The organism is Solibacillus sp. FSL K6-1126 (assembly GCF_038003445.1).
Taxonomy (GTDB): Bacteria; Bacillota; Bacilli; order Bacillales_A; family Planococcaceae; genus Solibacillus; species Solibacillus silvestris.
The window spans coordinates 1,496,494-1,511,873 of sequence record NZ_JBBOPD010000001.1; the positions used below are offsets into that span (position 1 = coordinate 1,496,494).

Annotated in this window: 13 protein-coding genes; 11 read left to right on the forward strand and 2 right to left on the reverse strand. The window is 40.1% G+C overall.

Going from position 1 to position 15,380, the window contains the following annotated elements; translation table 11 throughout:
• Positions 1–5 precede the first annotated feature (5 nt).
• From lpdA to MHH44_RS07305, 10 genes are all read left to right on the forward strand, one after another.
• On the forward strand, positions 6–1,343 hold the full coding sequence (lpdA, locus tag MHH44_RS07260) for a dihydrolipoyl dehydrogenase (protein WP_340798155.1): 1,338 nt from the start codon (positions 6–8) through the stop codon (positions 1,341–1,343).
• 114 nt (positions 1,344–1,457) lie between these two features.
• Positions 1,458–1,796 (forward strand): hypothetical protein, encoded by a 339-nt coding sequence (locus MHH44_RS07265; protein ID WP_014824292.1) that lies wholly within the window; start codon positions 1,458–1,460, stop codon positions 1,794–1,796.
• Between the two features lie 167 nt (positions 1,797–1,963).
• Entirely contained in the window at positions 1,964–3,112 is a 1,149-nt protein-coding gene (locus MHH44_RS07270) for a cation:proton antiporter (RefSeq protein ID WP_014824291.1), read from the forward strand.
• A gap of 583 nt (positions 3,113–3,695) precedes the next feature.
• On the forward strand, positions 3,696–6,476 hold the full coding sequence (gene dinG, locus MHH44_RS07275) for an ATP-dependent DNA helicase DinG (protein WP_340798156.1): 2,781 nt from the start codon (positions 3,696–3,698) through the stop codon (positions 6,474–6,476).
• Between the two features lie 76 nt (positions 6,477–6,552).
• Positions 6,553–7,035: a cell wall elongation regulator TseB-like domain-containing protein gene (locus tag MHH44_RS07280; RefSeq protein ID WP_008404867.1), complete on the forward strand. Its 483-nt coding sequence runs from the start codon at positions 6,553–6,555 to the stop codon at positions 7,033–7,035.
• Positions 7,036–7,048: 13 nt separating this feature from the next.
• Entirely contained in the window at positions 7,049–8,242 is a 1,194-nt protein-coding gene (locus MHH44_RS07285; protein WP_339264150.1) for a pyridoxal phosphate-dependent aminotransferase, read from the forward strand.
• A 32-nt stretch (positions 8,243–8,274) separates the two neighbouring features.
• On the forward strand, positions 8,275–9,570 hold the full coding sequence (gene asnS, locus MHH44_RS07290; RefSeq protein ID WP_087618179.1) for an asparagine--tRNA ligase: 1,296 nt from the start codon (positions 8,275–8,277) through the stop codon (positions 9,568–9,570).
• Positions 9,571–9,654: 84 nt separating this feature from the next.
• Entirely contained in the window at positions 9,655–10,386 is a 732-nt protein-coding gene (locus MHH44_RS07295; RefSeq protein ID WP_087618178.1) for a DnaD domain-containing protein, read from the forward strand.
• 18 nt (positions 10,387–10,404) lie between these two features.
• Positions 10,405–11,064, forward strand: coding sequence for an endonuclease III (gene nth, locus MHH44_RS07300; protein ID WP_087618177.1), 660 nt, complete (start codon positions 10,405–10,407; stop codon positions 11,062–11,064).
• Positions 11,061–11,411, forward strand: coding sequence for a YpoC family protein (locus tag MHH44_RS07305; RefSeq protein WP_340798157.1), 351 nt, complete (start codon positions 11,061–11,063; stop codon positions 11,409–11,411). The genes nth and MHH44_RS07305 overlap by 4 nt, the downstream gene beginning before the upstream one ends.
• 113 nt (positions 11,412–11,524) lie before the next feature.
• Here MHH44_RS07305 and MHH44_RS07310 read toward each other — a convergent pair whose 3' ends face one another.
• Together MHH44_RS07310 and recU are read right to left on the reverse strand one after the other, a co-directional pair.
• The gene (locus tag MHH44_RS07310) at positions 11,525–14,212 is read right to left on the reverse strand and encodes a PBP1A family penicillin-binding protein (protein WP_340798158.1); all 2,688 of its coding nucleotides are present in this window, start codon (positions 14,210–14,212) and stop codon (positions 11,525–11,527) included.
• Positions 14,199–14,882 carry a Holliday junction resolvase RecU gene (gene recU, locus MHH44_RS07315; RefSeq protein ID WP_340798159.1) on the reverse strand — a complete coding sequence of 228 codons (684 nt, stop codon included), beginning with the start codon at positions 14,880–14,882 and terminating at the stop codon, positions 14,199–14,201. Before recU ends, MHH44_RS07310 begins: the two co-directional genes overlap by 14 nt.
• 181 nt (positions 14,883–15,063) lie before the next feature.
• Here recU and MHH44_RS07320 point away from each other — a divergent pair, with 181 nt between their 5' ends.
• On the forward strand, positions 15,064–15,294 hold the full coding sequence (locus tag MHH44_RS07320; RefSeq protein WP_008404851.1) for a hypothetical protein: 231 nt from the start codon (positions 15,064–15,066) through the stop codon (positions 15,292–15,294).
• The last annotated feature ends 86 nt before the right edge of the window (positions 15,295–15,380 follow it).

Genomic DNA, 15,380 nt, shown 5'->3' on the forward strand with positions numbered 1-15,380 from the left:
TATATATGGAAAACTTTGATTTAGCTGTTATTGGAGCAGGTCCCGGTGGATATGTTGCAGCAATTCATGCGGCAAAAAGCGGGCTGAAAGTAGCGCTTGTAGAAAAAGATAAAGTCGGCGGGGCTTGTTATAATGTCGGCTGTATTCCATCGAAAATTATGCTTGAGCATAGCAAATTGGTACAGGAAATTCGGCGCGGGACGGATTGGGGTGTGACAGTACCGACGATTAATATTGATTTTCCGAAGTTAATGCAGCGAAAAGATCGAGTTGTTGACGAACTATTATCAAATATTGAAACGTTTATCGAAAATGCGCAGATTACTATGTTTCGGGGGAAAGCGACTGTAACCGCAGAACGAAAAGTGATTATCGGTAATCAGGCATTTACAGCAGATCATGTCATTTTAGCAACAGGCAGCCGCCCATTTGTTCCGCCATTTAAAGGGCTTGAAAATGCAAATTATCATACAACCGATACGTTTTTTTCGATCCAGGAGCTGCCGAAACAATTAACAATTATCGGAGGCGGGGTCATTGCAATTGAAATGGCATTTGCGCTAGCGCCAATGGGAACAAAAGTAACCGTATTAAACCATAGTAAAGATATATTGCAAACAGAAGAACCGGATGCACGACCGATTATTAAAGAAAAAATGAAACAGCTGGGAATCGAACTTGTGACAGACTTTACGTTCGAAGAAATCCATGCTGAATATGTTCAAACATCAATCGGAAATTTCCCGTTCGAAAATTTACTGTTTGCGACAGGGCGCCGTCCAAACACTGAAATCGCGGAAGTGCTGGAAATGCAAATGGATGGTCGTTTAATCAAAGTGAATAACCATTATGAAACGAGTATTCCCGGTATTTTTGCGATAGGGGATTTAGTTGGCGGATTCCAGCTTGCCCACTCTGCAAGCGCAGAAGGGGTACATGCAGTGGATTATATTTTAGGGAAGCATCCGAAAGTGATCAATCAGCAGGAAATCCCGCGATGCGTTTATACGCATCCTGAAATTGCAACATTTGGCATGCTGGAGCATGAAGCACCTGCAGATAGTATTGTTACAAAGATGTATTTACCTACAAACCCTAAAGCACTGCTCGAAGGTAATACACAGGGCTTTATGAAGTTTGTAGCGAGTCCTGAAGGCGATATTTACGGCGCATGTGTCGTTGGTGATGGAGCTACAGAAATGATTAACTCCATACTGGCGGCAAAAGTATTGGGAGGATCAGTAAAAGATCTGGCAAGACTCATTTTCCCGCATCCGACAGTGAGTGAACATGTTGGAGATGCGGCACGTTCGGTTTTCGGAAAAGCAATTCATGCAAAATAACCTGTTGCTACGGTGCAGATAAGATGCTCCGTAGCTTTTTTTCGATCCAATTTCTTTTTTATTGTGCTGAATTCTACTATACTTGTTGTATACAATTCCAACATGAGGTGACATATGGAAAATCAGTCAATGGAGCTTGTAGAAAAAGAAGTGGAAAACACATTATATCAATGTATTGATTTTAATATAGAAGAAAACTATATTGCGATGGGACAAGAGTTTGCAAAAGTGCTTGCACTTTTGCAGGAACATAGGCTTATTAGTCCGGCTTTACAAGTAATTACTGATCCGGAACAATGTCTGACGGAAACACGGATATTGCTCGAAAGTCTGCAGGAAGCGCAAAGAAGGCATGCTTCACGGAGAAAGCTGCTGACACATCGCCATATTTTAAATGTTTGGTTAAGAAAAAATCAATATTTTCAACGAGAAGTATTGCCGGGTTTTTTCTAATCTATCTCTTTGTTATTGAATAAGGAATATTCAGATAATGATAAAATGTTATTGCTTTTTCCTTTTTTATTGTTTAAAATAAAACTAATCTTATATGAAGCGAGGCATGGTGGAGTCAGTCAAAACTGGCGGCACCATGCCTTTTTCTATAGTAAAAGGGGGATATTATGTTTATTTTTCAAATAGTTATCGTACTATTGGCAACAAAAATAGCAGGGCATTTTACAGTGCGTCTAGGGCAACCTTCAGTACTTGGGAAAATCCTGATCGGTATTATTATCGGTCCTGCTATGCTTGGCTGGATTACTGACAGTGAAGTTATGCAAACATTCAGTCAGATAGGGGTTATTCTATTAATGTTTTTAGCCGGTTTAGAAACCGATTTGGAAGATTTAAATGCAAATATGAAAGGGGCAATTTTTGTTGCAATTGGCGGGGTCATTTTACCGATTGCTATGAGTTATCCGCTAGCATTGGCATTTGGACTTACACAAGGTCAGGCAATTTTCATCGGACTAACATTAGCTGCTACATCAGTTAGTATTTCAGTTCAAACATTAAGCGAAATCGGTTGGCTGAAGAGTAAAGAAGGCTCTACATTATTAGGTGCTGCCGTACTGGATGATATTATCGTCGTAGTATTAATCGCAATTGCAATGAGTTTCCTTGTAGGGGATGATGTTTCAATTCCAGTATTAATCGGCGGAAAAGTATTCTTCTTTGTTTTATTATTTGTTGTAATGAGATGGGTTATTCCACCGTTCCTAAAAGCGTTCAGCCGTCTGAAAGTTACGGAAGCACTGTTAAGCGGAGCGCTTATTGCTTGTTTTGCGTTAGCATACATAGGTGAGCATTACTTTGGTATCGCTACAATTATCGGAGCGTTCTTTATCGGTATTGCGATCGGACGCACTCCATATAAAGAGACAGTCGAGCATAAAGTTGAACCAATTGCGAGCGGAATTTTCGTGCCGTTCTTCTTCGTTAGTATCGGATTATCTGTTACATTTGATGGGATTACAGAAAATATTTGGTTTTTGGTGATCTTCTCAATCGTTGCAATTTTATCTAAGCTAATCGGATCTGGTATTGGTGCGAAATTGGCAGGCTTTAGCTGGAAATCTTCTGCAGGTATCGGTGCAGGGATGATTTCTCGTGGTGAAGTTGCATTGATTCTTGCGGGTATGGGTTTATCAAGTGGTTTACTGCCGGCGGAAGACTATACGCCAATGGTAATCGTAATTATTATTACAACATTGGTTACACCACCAATGTTAAAAGGAATTTTCGGAAATCGTTCAAATTTAATGGATTAATCTAGTTGAAAGATTCCTTAAATTGTTGTATTCTATGTTTTAGGTGCCAAAACCTCTGTGAAGATTTAGTCTTCACAACAAAAGCCTCCACCAACAGCACGGATTTGCTGGGAAGCTTTTGAATTGTGCAGGGAGATGAGCCCCTGCACACCTATACATAGTATATTAACCTAGTGTTGTCCTTGAGGCGGCACTAGGTTTTTTTGCCTAAAAAATGAAAAGTAATACGTTAGTGGCAAAAGAGAAGCTGCGTGTAATATTTAATAGAACAATTGAGCTTATATTAGAAAACTTTAGGTGGATATTAGATGAACTTGAAATGATATTCGAACAATATGGATGTTTATTCGAACAGTTGGCGGTTATATTTGAAAATCGTAATTTTATTAGAACAAATAAAAATTTATTAGATGATTTTAAAATATATTAGAACATTTAGAACGTTCATATATCGGCATCGACTCTATATTTACGATGGCAGCATTCCACCGCCACGTTCATCCGTTCTATCCAATTACATGACCTCATCGCCTCCAGTATGATAAAATGCCGTTATATTACTTGAACTGTGAGTTGAAGAAAAATGAAGGAAAGTCAAAAGTATGCGATTGTCGACATAGAAACTACAGGACATTCTCCTGCAAGCGGCGACCGTATGATACAAATCGCGATCGTCATTATGCAAGGATGGGAAATCGTAAAAAAATATTCTACATTTATCAATCCGGGAAAACCGATCCCGTTATTTATACAGGATTTAACTAATATTACAGACGAAGATGTAAAAGATGCTTTACCATTTGAGGCGTATGCGGATTATATTTATGAGCTGCTGGAAGGGGCAGTATTCGTTGCCCATAATACCGATTTTGACTTGAACTTTTTACAGGCAGAATTTAACCGTGCAGGCCTATCGAAGTGGCACGGCAAGAAAATTGACACAGTCGAACTAACAAAAATTTTGTTCCCGATGTCGTTAAGCTACAAATTATCGGATTTAGCGAACGATTTTAATATCGTGCTGCAAAGTGCACACCGCGCGGATGATGATGCACTCGCAACAGCGTACCTGCTTAAACATTGTTGGGAAGAGCTGTTAACATTGCCGCTCGTTACTTTGGAACAATTGCATAAACGTTCTTTCCGTTTGAGAACAGATTTGGCCCAGCTGTTTTTTGATGCGCTTGTCATCAAACGCAACAAAGCAATAACGGATGAAGGGCATGTCTTTTACCGTAAAATCGCAATTCGCAAAATGGCACCAACGCCAAAGAGTGATGGGGATGAACTTGTTTATCCGCAGACGACTGATGAAAAAATGACTTTATTATTAAATGGAATTCCCGATTTTGAAGAGCGCCCGCAGCAGTTTCAAATGATGGACAGCATTTGGCATGCACTCAACACAAATGCGGAGCACGTTATCGAGGCATCAACGGGCATCGGAAAAACGATGGGGTATTTAGTGCCATCGATTTATTATGCTAAGAAAACGAATCAAAAAATAGGAATTAGTACTTATACTTCTCATTTGCTTGATCAGCTTATGCAAAATGATATTCCGATATTGGAACAGGCACTTGGCCATCCGATTAAAATGGCTTTATTAAAAGGGATGAATCACTATATCGACGTTGAAAAGTTCGAGAAAGAGCTAAAAACCCAGGATGAATCCTATGATCAGACTTTTACAGTACTGCAAACACTGATCTGGCTGGCGAAAACGGAGACTGGTGATTTAAGTGAGCTGAATGTGTCAGGCGGCGGCCAGCTGCTCCTTGATAAAATCCGAAAGAGCGCATTGCCGAAAACGACAATGCCGCTCTATGATTTTTACTCACGGGCAATTCAAAATAGTCGTCAGGCAGACATTATTGTGACAAATCATGCAATGCTGCTAAGTGATCTGGTTCGCAATGAGCAGATTTTTAATTCATTAGGCGGATGGATAATTGATGAAGCGCATCAGTTTATTCAAGCTGCAATCAATCAGCATGAAAAAATCTTTACTTATATGAATTGGAAATATTTATTTGGACAAATTGGTATACAGGAAGATGAACAGCTGTTTTATAAAATTCGTCGGGTTGCAATTAAGAAACAGCTGCTGAATTATCAAACACTGGATCAGCTGGAAAAGCGCTATATTCAAATGGTCAATGCGTTTGATACAGCAATGGCGGCATTGCTTCGAGAAGTGAGGGTTGCAAATCACCAGTCTAAACAACAGAAAATTGAAGTCTTCATTTCTGAATTACAGTTGGGGCGTGAAGTTTTAATAAAAGTTTCGCTCACTGTGCAGCAATGGGTGGATGAGGCGACCGAGCTTATACGGAAGTTCACTTCTAGTGTGGAGGAGCTTGCGCCAGAGCATGAATATTTAATTGAGCAATGGCAGTATATCGTCAATGAGTTTACGATTAAAATTGCAGAGTGGGATGATGTATTTTTAAACCAGGATCCCGACTATTCATGTTGGCTGGAATTGGACCAGCGCAGTGTTCCGGGAAGTATCCAGCTTTATAAAAAACCGATCGAAGTGACATCGACGATTGGAAAACTTTTTGATCCAATCCGTGAAAAAAGCGGCATCGTCTGGACATCCGGAACGTTAACAGTGCCAAGTAATGAGCGATTTATTACGAACCAGCTGGGAATCGATCCGTCGATCCCGATTGAAAAGCTGCATGCGGACCCGAGTTATTATGACGGGGCGGAATTGTATATTGTCAATGACATGCCGGACATTCAGGCCGTTTCACAATCCGAATATATTGAAGAGGTCGCACATGCGGTCACAAATACAGTGCGAATGACGAATGGTAGATGTTTTGTTTTATTCACATCTCAGGACATGCTGCGTAAAACGGTCAATCTAATACAGGAAAGTGAATTGTTAAGCGACTATATGATTTTTGCACAAGGTGTCACATCCGGAAGCCGTATGCGCTTATTAAAGTCTTTCCAAAAGTTTAATCATTCCGTATTATTTGGAACGAACAGTTTTTGGGAAGGGGTCGATGTGCCGGGGGACGGTTTGTCTGCAGTTATTGTCGTGCGGCTGCCGTTTTCTTCTCCGGAAGAGCCTGCATTTAAAGCGCGGGCCAATTATATAACACAGCAAGGACGCAATTCCTTTACAGAGCTTGCGCTGCCGGATGCTATTATCCGGTTCAAACAAGGGTTCGGCCGGTTAATTCGTTCCAGCCATGATAAAGGGGTGTTTATCGTTTTGGATCGCCGGATTGAAACAAAATCATACGGACAGCAGTTTATCGAGTCATTACCGCCAATTTCTATACAAAAACTGCCTCTACACAGTATGGTACAAAGCTTAGGAAATTGGTATAATGAAAAACGATGAGGAAGGAAAGCAGGTTGACAAAAATGAAACAAAATTTTAAACAACATTCAAATACATCGGAATGCAAGGTGCAGTTATGAAAAACTGGATTATCTTTTCGGTTGTCTTTATTTTATCTTTGTCGCTTGTTATTTCAGTGTTCGTATTTTGGAAAGCCAATGCACCGTTTAGTGAAATAGAACAAAAGGCGGAAAGTTTTGCGCTGGATACGAAAGCACTTGCTGTTGTTGATGATTCCTATGTTTACAATGGGAATAAGCCATATGTCACTGTTTTCGGAGTGGATGAGTATGGGAAGGAAAAAGCAGTCTTCGTCCCGATGAGTTTAGATGAGAATTCAATGCAAGAAGTATTTTTAGCGGATGGCATTACAGAAGAACAGGCGTTGTCTGTTTTTCAGGATGATACTGCCGTGAAAGAGATTCTTCATATGAAGTTAGGATTCGAGGAGCCGGGTCCGGTATGGGAAATTACCTATAAAAGTGAATCCGGCAGCTTGAATTATGTCTACCTTCTATTTGAAGACGGGCAATGGTGGAAACGCATATTGAATTTGTAGAGGAGAGAGCAACATGAAACAATTGTTGGCAAATCGTGTAAAAACTTTAACACCATCTTCTACTTTAGCGATTACAGCTAAAGCGAAAGAGTTAAAGGAGCAAGGTATTGATGTAATTGGTTTAGGTGCAGGGGAGCCTGACTTTAATACACCGGAGAATATTTTAAATGCAGCAAAAAAATCGATGGATGCTGGTCTGACAAAATATACGCCGGCTGGAGGGTTACCTGCTTTAAAGAAAGCAATTATTGATAAATTGGCTCGTGACAATAACCTTACATACAAAGCAAATGAGATTATCGTTGGTGTCGGAGCAAAACACGTTCTGTATACATTGTTCCAGGTTATTTTAAATGAGGGCGATGAAGTAATTATCCCGATTCCTTACTGGGTATCTTATCCTGAACAAGTGAAGCTTGCTGGCGGTGTACCCGTATATGTAGAAGGAACACAGGAACAAAACTTTAAAATTACAGCACAGCAATTACGTAATGCTGTTACAGAAAAAACAAAAGCTGTAATTATAAACTCGCCATCCAATCCTTCTGGTATGATTTATACGAAAGAAGAATTGGCAGAGCTTGCACAAGTGGCAGAAGAAATGGATATTTTAATCGTTTCAGATGAAATTTATGAAAAGCTTGTTTACAATGGAGTAGAGCATTATTCAATTGCGGAAGTTTCAGACGCAGTGAAAGCACGTACAATTGTTGTGAACGGTGTTGCAAAATCTCACTCTATGACAGGATGGCGCATTGGCTATGCAGCTGGTGATGCGACAATCATTAAAGCGATGACGGATTTAGCCTCTCACTCTACTTCAAATGCTACAACTACAGCTCAATATGCAACGATTGAAGCATATAACGGCTCGCAGGATACAGTAGAAAAGATGAGACAAGCGTTTGAATCACGTTTAGAGGCGATTTTCCCGAAATTAGCAGCAATTCCCGGCGTAAAAGTATTAAAGCCACAGGGTGCTTTCTACTTATTGCCGGATGTTTCAGAAACAGCCGAAAAAACAGGTTACACTTCAGTGGATGATTTTGTATCGGCACTATTAACAGAAGCAAATGTTGCGGTCATTCCAGGTTCAGGATTTGGTGCACCCGCGACAATACGCTTATCGTATGCGACATCTTTAGAACTATTAGAAGAGGCAGTTCGCCGAATCGATGCATTTGTTAAAGCAAAATGGCAAGATTAAGCGAGCCTGCAACTTAAGCTTTGGAGGACTTTATGAAAAAAATTATGATTAAAGATATGCCAAATCATATTGGCGAAACAGTAAAAATTGGTACATGGTTAGCTAACAAACGTTCTAGCGGTAAATTGGCTTTCCTTCAGTTACGTGATGGCTCAGGCTTCGCACAAGGTGTAGTCGTGAAAGAAGAAGTAGGCGAAGAACTGTTTGCAGTAGCTAAAGGCATGACACAGGAAACGTCAATGTATGTGATTGGTGAAGTTAAAGCAGACGAGCGTTCTTCTTTCGGTGCTGAGTTAAATGTTACAGGTATCGAAGTAATCAGTCCTGCTAAAGACTACCCAATTACACCAAAAGAGCATGGTACAGAATTTTTAATGGACAACCGTCACTTATGGTTACGTTCTCGTAAACAACATGCGATCATGAAAGTACGTAACGAAATTATTCGTGCAACATATGAATTTTTCAATGAGAACGGCTTTACAAAAATGGACCCGCCAATTTTAACAGGTTCTTCACCTGAAGGGACATCAGAGCTGTTCCATACGAAATATTTCGATGAAGATGCATTCCTTTCCCAATCAGGTCAGCTTTACATGGAAGCTGCTGCAATGGCATTAGGAAAAGTTTTCTCGTTCGGTCCTACATTCCGTGCAGAAAAATCAAAAACGCGTCGTCACTTAATCGAGTTCTGGATGATCGAGCCTGAAATGGCATTTGTCGAACATGATGAAAGCTTGGAAGTACAGGAGCAATATGTATCACATATCGTACAATCTGTTCTGAAAAACTGTAAGCTTGATTTAGAGCGTCTAGGCCGTGATACATCTAAACTTGAAAACGTGAAAGCACCATTCCCGCGTATTTCTTATGATGAAGCGATCGAGTTTTTACATGAGCAAGGCTTTGATGATATTCAGTGGGGTGATGATTTCGGTGCACCACACGAAACAGCAATTGCCAACCATTATGACAAACCAGTATTTATCACATGCTACCCAATCGGTATTAAACCGTTCTACATGCAGCCACACCCAGAGCGCGATGATGTAGTTTTATGTGCAGACTTAATCGCTCCGGAGGGCTATGGTGAGATTATCGGTGGTTCTGAACGTATTTATGATTATGAATTAATGAAGTCACGTTTGGAAGAACATAACTTATCAATGGATGCATATGCATGGTATTTAGATTTATGTAAACAAGGTGCAGTACCTCACTCAGGCTTCGGCTTAGGGTTAGAGCGTACAGTTGCATGGATTTCCGGAACAGAGCATATCCGTGAATCCATCCCGTTCCCACGTTTATTAAACCGTTTATATCCATAATTAATTTTAATTTATACAACGAGAAAACGTCCGGAATTTTGCCGGGCGTTTTCTCGTTACGAGCGCACAAAGGGGGATTCAACTATGTCTAAAAATTTTAATCGAATCCGCGTTTGGACGGAGCAATTGCAAATTACTATTCCACAATTATTTTTTAAACATTATAGCGAACTAAATATACAAGATGACGAAGCATTAATTATTCTGCATTTACTAACGTTCGAACAGGAAGGCATCGACTTTCCGACACCAAATGATTTAATGCAGCGGACCAATTTCCAATTGACGGCTATTTCTCAAATAATACAACGCTTAATGCAAAAAGGCTTTGTCGAAATTTCTCAAAGTACTGATGAATCTGGACGGCTTGCCGAGAAATACTCGATTTATCCTTTATGGGAACGACTATTGGATTTGCTGCAGTCAAAAGAACAACAACAGGTTTCAACTGCCAACAAAATAGATGAGGCAAAAATTTTCCAGCTGTTTGAACAAGAGCTGGGACGCCTGCTTTCCCCAATGGAAATCGAAACAATCGGTATGTGGATGGACTTGGACCAGCATAGTCCTGAAATCATAAAAGCCGCATTAAAAGAAGCGGTACTGGCTGATAAAGTGAACTTACGCTATATTGACCGTATATTGATCGAGTGGAAGAAGCGCAACATAAAGACACTCGCACAAATTGAAAAACATAGTGAGCAATACCGGAAAAATACGATGACAGCTTCACCGGTTCAACCGGTACATCAGCAAGATGCGGTTCAGAAAACGGAGAAAGTTTCTTTCTATAACTGGTTAGAGGAGCGAGAATAGGAGGACATTCAACTTAATATGATAACAAAAGCAAAGTGGAATCACTTTTTAGATGAGATGGATCGCATGTATCCCGATGCACATTGTGAATTAGTGCATGACAATCCGTTTGAGTTGACGATTGCAACATTATTATCTGCACAATGTACGGATGTCCTCGTCAATAAAGTGACAAAACAATTATTTCAAAAATATAAAACACCACAGGATTATTTAAATGTGTCACTTGAGGAGCTGCAGAATGATATTCGTTCAATTGGACTTTACCGTAACAAAGCAAAAAATATTCAATTACTATGTGCACGTCTGATAAATGAATATGGTGGAGAAGTTCCGGGATCTCGTGAAGAACTAGTCACATTGCCAGGTGTAGGCCGTAAAACAGCAAATGTCGTTTTGTCGGTTGCATTTGATATTCCTGCGATGGCTGTCGATACACATGTAGAGCGTGTCTCGAAGCGATTAGGACTTTGTCGATGGAAAGACAGTGTATTGGAAGTAGAAGAAACAATTATGAAAAAAACACCGATTGAACGATGGAGCCGTGCACACCATCAAATTATTTTCTTTGGTCGCTATCATTGTAAAGCGCAAAATCCGGGTTGCGGAACATGTCCGTTACTGGATGACTGTAGGGAAGGGCAGAAGCGTTTGAAAAAAGGTTTGGTAAAAATATGATGATTTCAGTACAACAAGAGGCAATTTCAAAAGAAGTGGTGGACGCGTGGTACAGTGAGTGGGAGACAATGCGTGAGACGATTCATGCAGCCCATGAACGACGTGATGGAACAGCACAGCAATTCATGGTGGAAGGTATCGAACATTTTGAACAGTTTATTGTGGGCGGTTCAATTACAGAAACACCGTTTTCAGTACATAGCGAGTATGAGCTCATGCCAATAAATGGGATGGAACGTCTGCAGTTTATAAAAGCACGTCCTGGGCAATATGCATGTTATCGTCAATTGGACGAACTTTATAAAGAAACAAAAAAGCGCTGTGCAAGACTGAGAATGAAAAAGTAAACTAACCTGAAAATTTCTTCGCTTATTTTCACGTATTTCATGAATTGCGAATTATATATAAAAGAAAAAAACATCAATTTTTCCCTTAATGAGAAAAATTGATGTTTTTTATTTTAATCGTCTTCTGAGTCTTCAGGTCTTGTTTCGCCGCCTGAAGCGGGTGGGCTAGGCTGGTTCGGTGCTGGTGGTTCAGGATTGGATTCATCTGGCTCTACCGTATTATCGTTGCCATTTCCATTGCCGTTATTTCCGTTACCGTTCCCATTATTTCCATTCCCGTTCCCGTTGTTTCCGTTGCCATTTCCATTATTCCCATTGTTGTTCCCATTACCCGGCTGTTCAGGTTGTTCAGCTTCGTTCGGATCTTCAATGAAGTCATTCGGATCTTCAGGTTCTGTTATCTGGTCACCTTCCACGAATAATGCAACGCTTGCCGGATCACTTCGTAAATCACCTGAAATCGCTGTAACTGTAAATGTATACTCTTTACCGCGTTCGATGTTCGGTACTTGAATTGCGGTTGCGCTTGTCGTAGAAATGACCGTTGCCGGACCGCCATCAACTTTCATCGATACTTCAAATGTAACGGGATCCGTATCTTCACCGGAACCGTCAAGTGAAGAATGTGACCATGTTACATCTGCCAGTTGTGCTGCATCATTGTATGACGCTTGTAAACTAGTAGGTGAATCTAAAGTTTGAGGGACAAATTCCTCTGTATATTCAGTTGGCTCTGTTCCTTTAACGAACAGCTCTGTTGCCTTTTGTGTAGCAGGTGTATATTCATTTGCCAGTTTTAAAGGATTCGATCCGATTACAATCGAAGCTGATACAACGCTGCTTGGCTGTTTAAATGATGATGACGGGTTATGCTGATTTAAATCCGTCATGATCGATTTGAACAATGTTTGTGGCAACCAGCGCTCTTCCCATGTTGTAATGGCATCTTTACGCTGTGAATAACCGCCCCAAATAGCGATCGAGTAGTTTGTTGTATACCCGGCAAACCATGTATCTGGTACTGAGCCATTCTTTAAATTGAACTTTTCAAATTCATCTGAGCCATAGTTTGTTGTACCTGTTTTACCTGCGATATCAACGCCTGATACCATCGCACGTGTTGCAGAGGCATTGCGTTTGTTACTAACTACATCACGTAAAATATCCGTTACCATATAAGCAGTATAATCACTCATCGCTTTTTTGGTTTTCGGTTTAAACGATTTTGAAGTTTTTCCATCACGGAAAACAATTTTAGTAATGGCATGCGGACTATTATAAGTACCGTTGTTGCCGAATGCTGCATATGAAGCAGCCATTTGGACAGGAGAAATATTGACGCGTCCTCCACCTAAAGCTTCAGATTCTGTTAATCCGCTTGATTCAATACCTAAGTTGCCTAAAAACTCTTTGGCGCGGTCCGGACCAACTTCACGGAAAGTTTTCACCGCCGGAATATTTCGTGATGTATAGAGCGCTTCACGCACTGTCATCGTCCCTAAATAGCGGCCATCCCAGTTTCCGATAACCTGATCTGAACCAGAATACGTAATTTTTTCATCGACCGTAGTTTGACCAGTCGACCATTTTAAATATTCAATGGCAGGACCATAATCAATTAAAGGTTTTAAAGTCGAACCAGGCTGGCGGGTTGTCATATCGTAGGCAAAGTTATAGTTAAATTCACCTGTGTAATTGCGTCCGCCGCCAATTGCACGAATTTCACCTGTTGGTGTATCGATGACTGCAACACCGGCCTGAATCTCTTCAGTAGGGAAGTTGCTGTCATTGTTCATCAAATCTTCTACAATCGTCTGTGCTTTTGGGTCTAGCGTTGTATAAACTTTGATCCCTTCGGAAGTCAGTTCGCTATCACCGTTTTTTTCAAGTTCTGCTAAAACGACATCCAAAAAGGCAGGATATTTAGTAGTATTGTTTGCTACACGCTCTTCTTCAGGAATGAGCCCACCTGTAATAGGTTCCTTTTTCGCTTTTTCCGCTTCAGCTTCAGTAATTTTACCGTGCTGAACCATTAAGCCTAAAACGATATTACGACGTTTTTTTGCACGGTCCGGCTTTTTATATGGATTATAATTGTTCGGACTTTGAGGCATCCCTGCTAATTGAGCATATTCAGCCAATGATAGTTCACTTAATTCTTTTCCGTAAAATTCTTTTGCTGCTGTACCAAAGCCATGGATTCTACCTGACATTAGGATTTTATTAAAGTACATTTCGAAAATTTCTTCTTTACTATATTGACGTTCCAGCTTAATTGCGAGCCAAGCTTCCTGCGCTTTACGCTCCAACTTTTTCTCATTGGTAAAGAACGAGTTTTTTACAACTTGCTGTGTAATTGTACTCGCACCTTGAGCACCAAAACCATCACGGAAGTTGGCAAGTACGGCACCGCCAAGACGCCACAAGTCAACACCGAAGTGATCGAAAAATCGTGCATCTTCTGTTGCGATAATCGCGTCAATCATTTGCTGTGGTATATCTTCATATTTTACATAATTTCGTTTTTCTGCACCAATTGTTGCAAAAAGTTCTCCATTTATATCATAAAACTCCGACGAGATCGGATCCTTTAATGCATCTTCATCCAATTCAGGTGCTTTGCTGACATAGTAGCCAAATAATGCAGCACCACTTAGGAAACCAATTACCCCAATTAAAACGATTGCTAAAACAATGCGCTTAATCCATTTTCCTGCAGAAGTTTTCGGTTTTCTGGATTTTTTGTTTTTTTGTTGACGTTCGCGCTTAATTTGTTCGCGTGTTTTTCTATTTTCCGTCACGTTGTTTCTCCTCACTTTCACAAACATTGTAGTTTGCGATTAACTTTTTTACCGCCTGTAAATAATCGAGCCTTGGTACATAACCTTCGGAAATTTCGATGGCATCCTGCTCAAAAACGGCGATTGGTATGGATTTCCTTCCACCTTCACCCATTGCTGAAAACCATTTTGCCACAACATGATACGAAATGACAAAGTTACGGTTTAACGTGCTGAATCGTACAATGAAGAATGCAACTCCTCGCTGGTTTGTCACGGAATGCATATGGTCCATTTGGTGAGGGTGAATGTTTTTTAATGGAAAGGATGTTTTACTATCCGTTTCTTTTGCTTCAAAGTCAATGTAATATCCATTCCATACGCCATTATAATCCGTCGTTGAAGGTGTGCGGAAATAAGCCTCTTTAATAACCGCAGCACTTCTTGCCGGATAATCTACTTTGACGATTTGTATAGGAACAGGTTTCTTGTGTATATTTGCCATATTCCTATGTAAATAAAACATATTTGTTTCATTTAGGTCATCTTCTAAGCTTTTTCCACGGTTACTGTAATTGACGGCTCTTTTATTTTTTTCTTTTGCAACCGATTGAGATTTGGCGGATTCCTTTTTTGTCTCAATCTTTGGCGCACTTTCATAGAGTTTACCGTTTGGATAACGAATCACCATGGAATCACCTTCTTTCCTGGAAGAAATAATACTTTAATAGTGTATCACAAACAATGTACCCGTTAATAATTTTGTAAAAGCTATGCAAAATATAACTTCTTTTAGCGAATGGACACTATTTTTGCCACATGACAAGGATTCCGTAAAAAAAGAAAGAATCATTGTGAAAAGGGGGCATTATATGTCGAAATTATCACGCTTAATCGAACAAGTTGAAATGGCACAAACATTATTATCTTTGCAAATGGAACGCGAGCAATTAAGAATGAAAGTGGAGCATTTAACCAATCTACTCTCAGTTTATCAAAAAGTTAGCTTAGCAGAAACAAAGAGTCAAGTAAAGAATGCCTGTTCGCATATAAGTAGTACAAACGATGAGAATTTGATACACTTAAGAACAAATATACTTTAGCCTGAATGGGCAAAGACTATTAAAATATTGTCTTAGCAGCGAACTACAGTAATTTCCGCTGCAAGGCTAAAACAGATGAAATCATT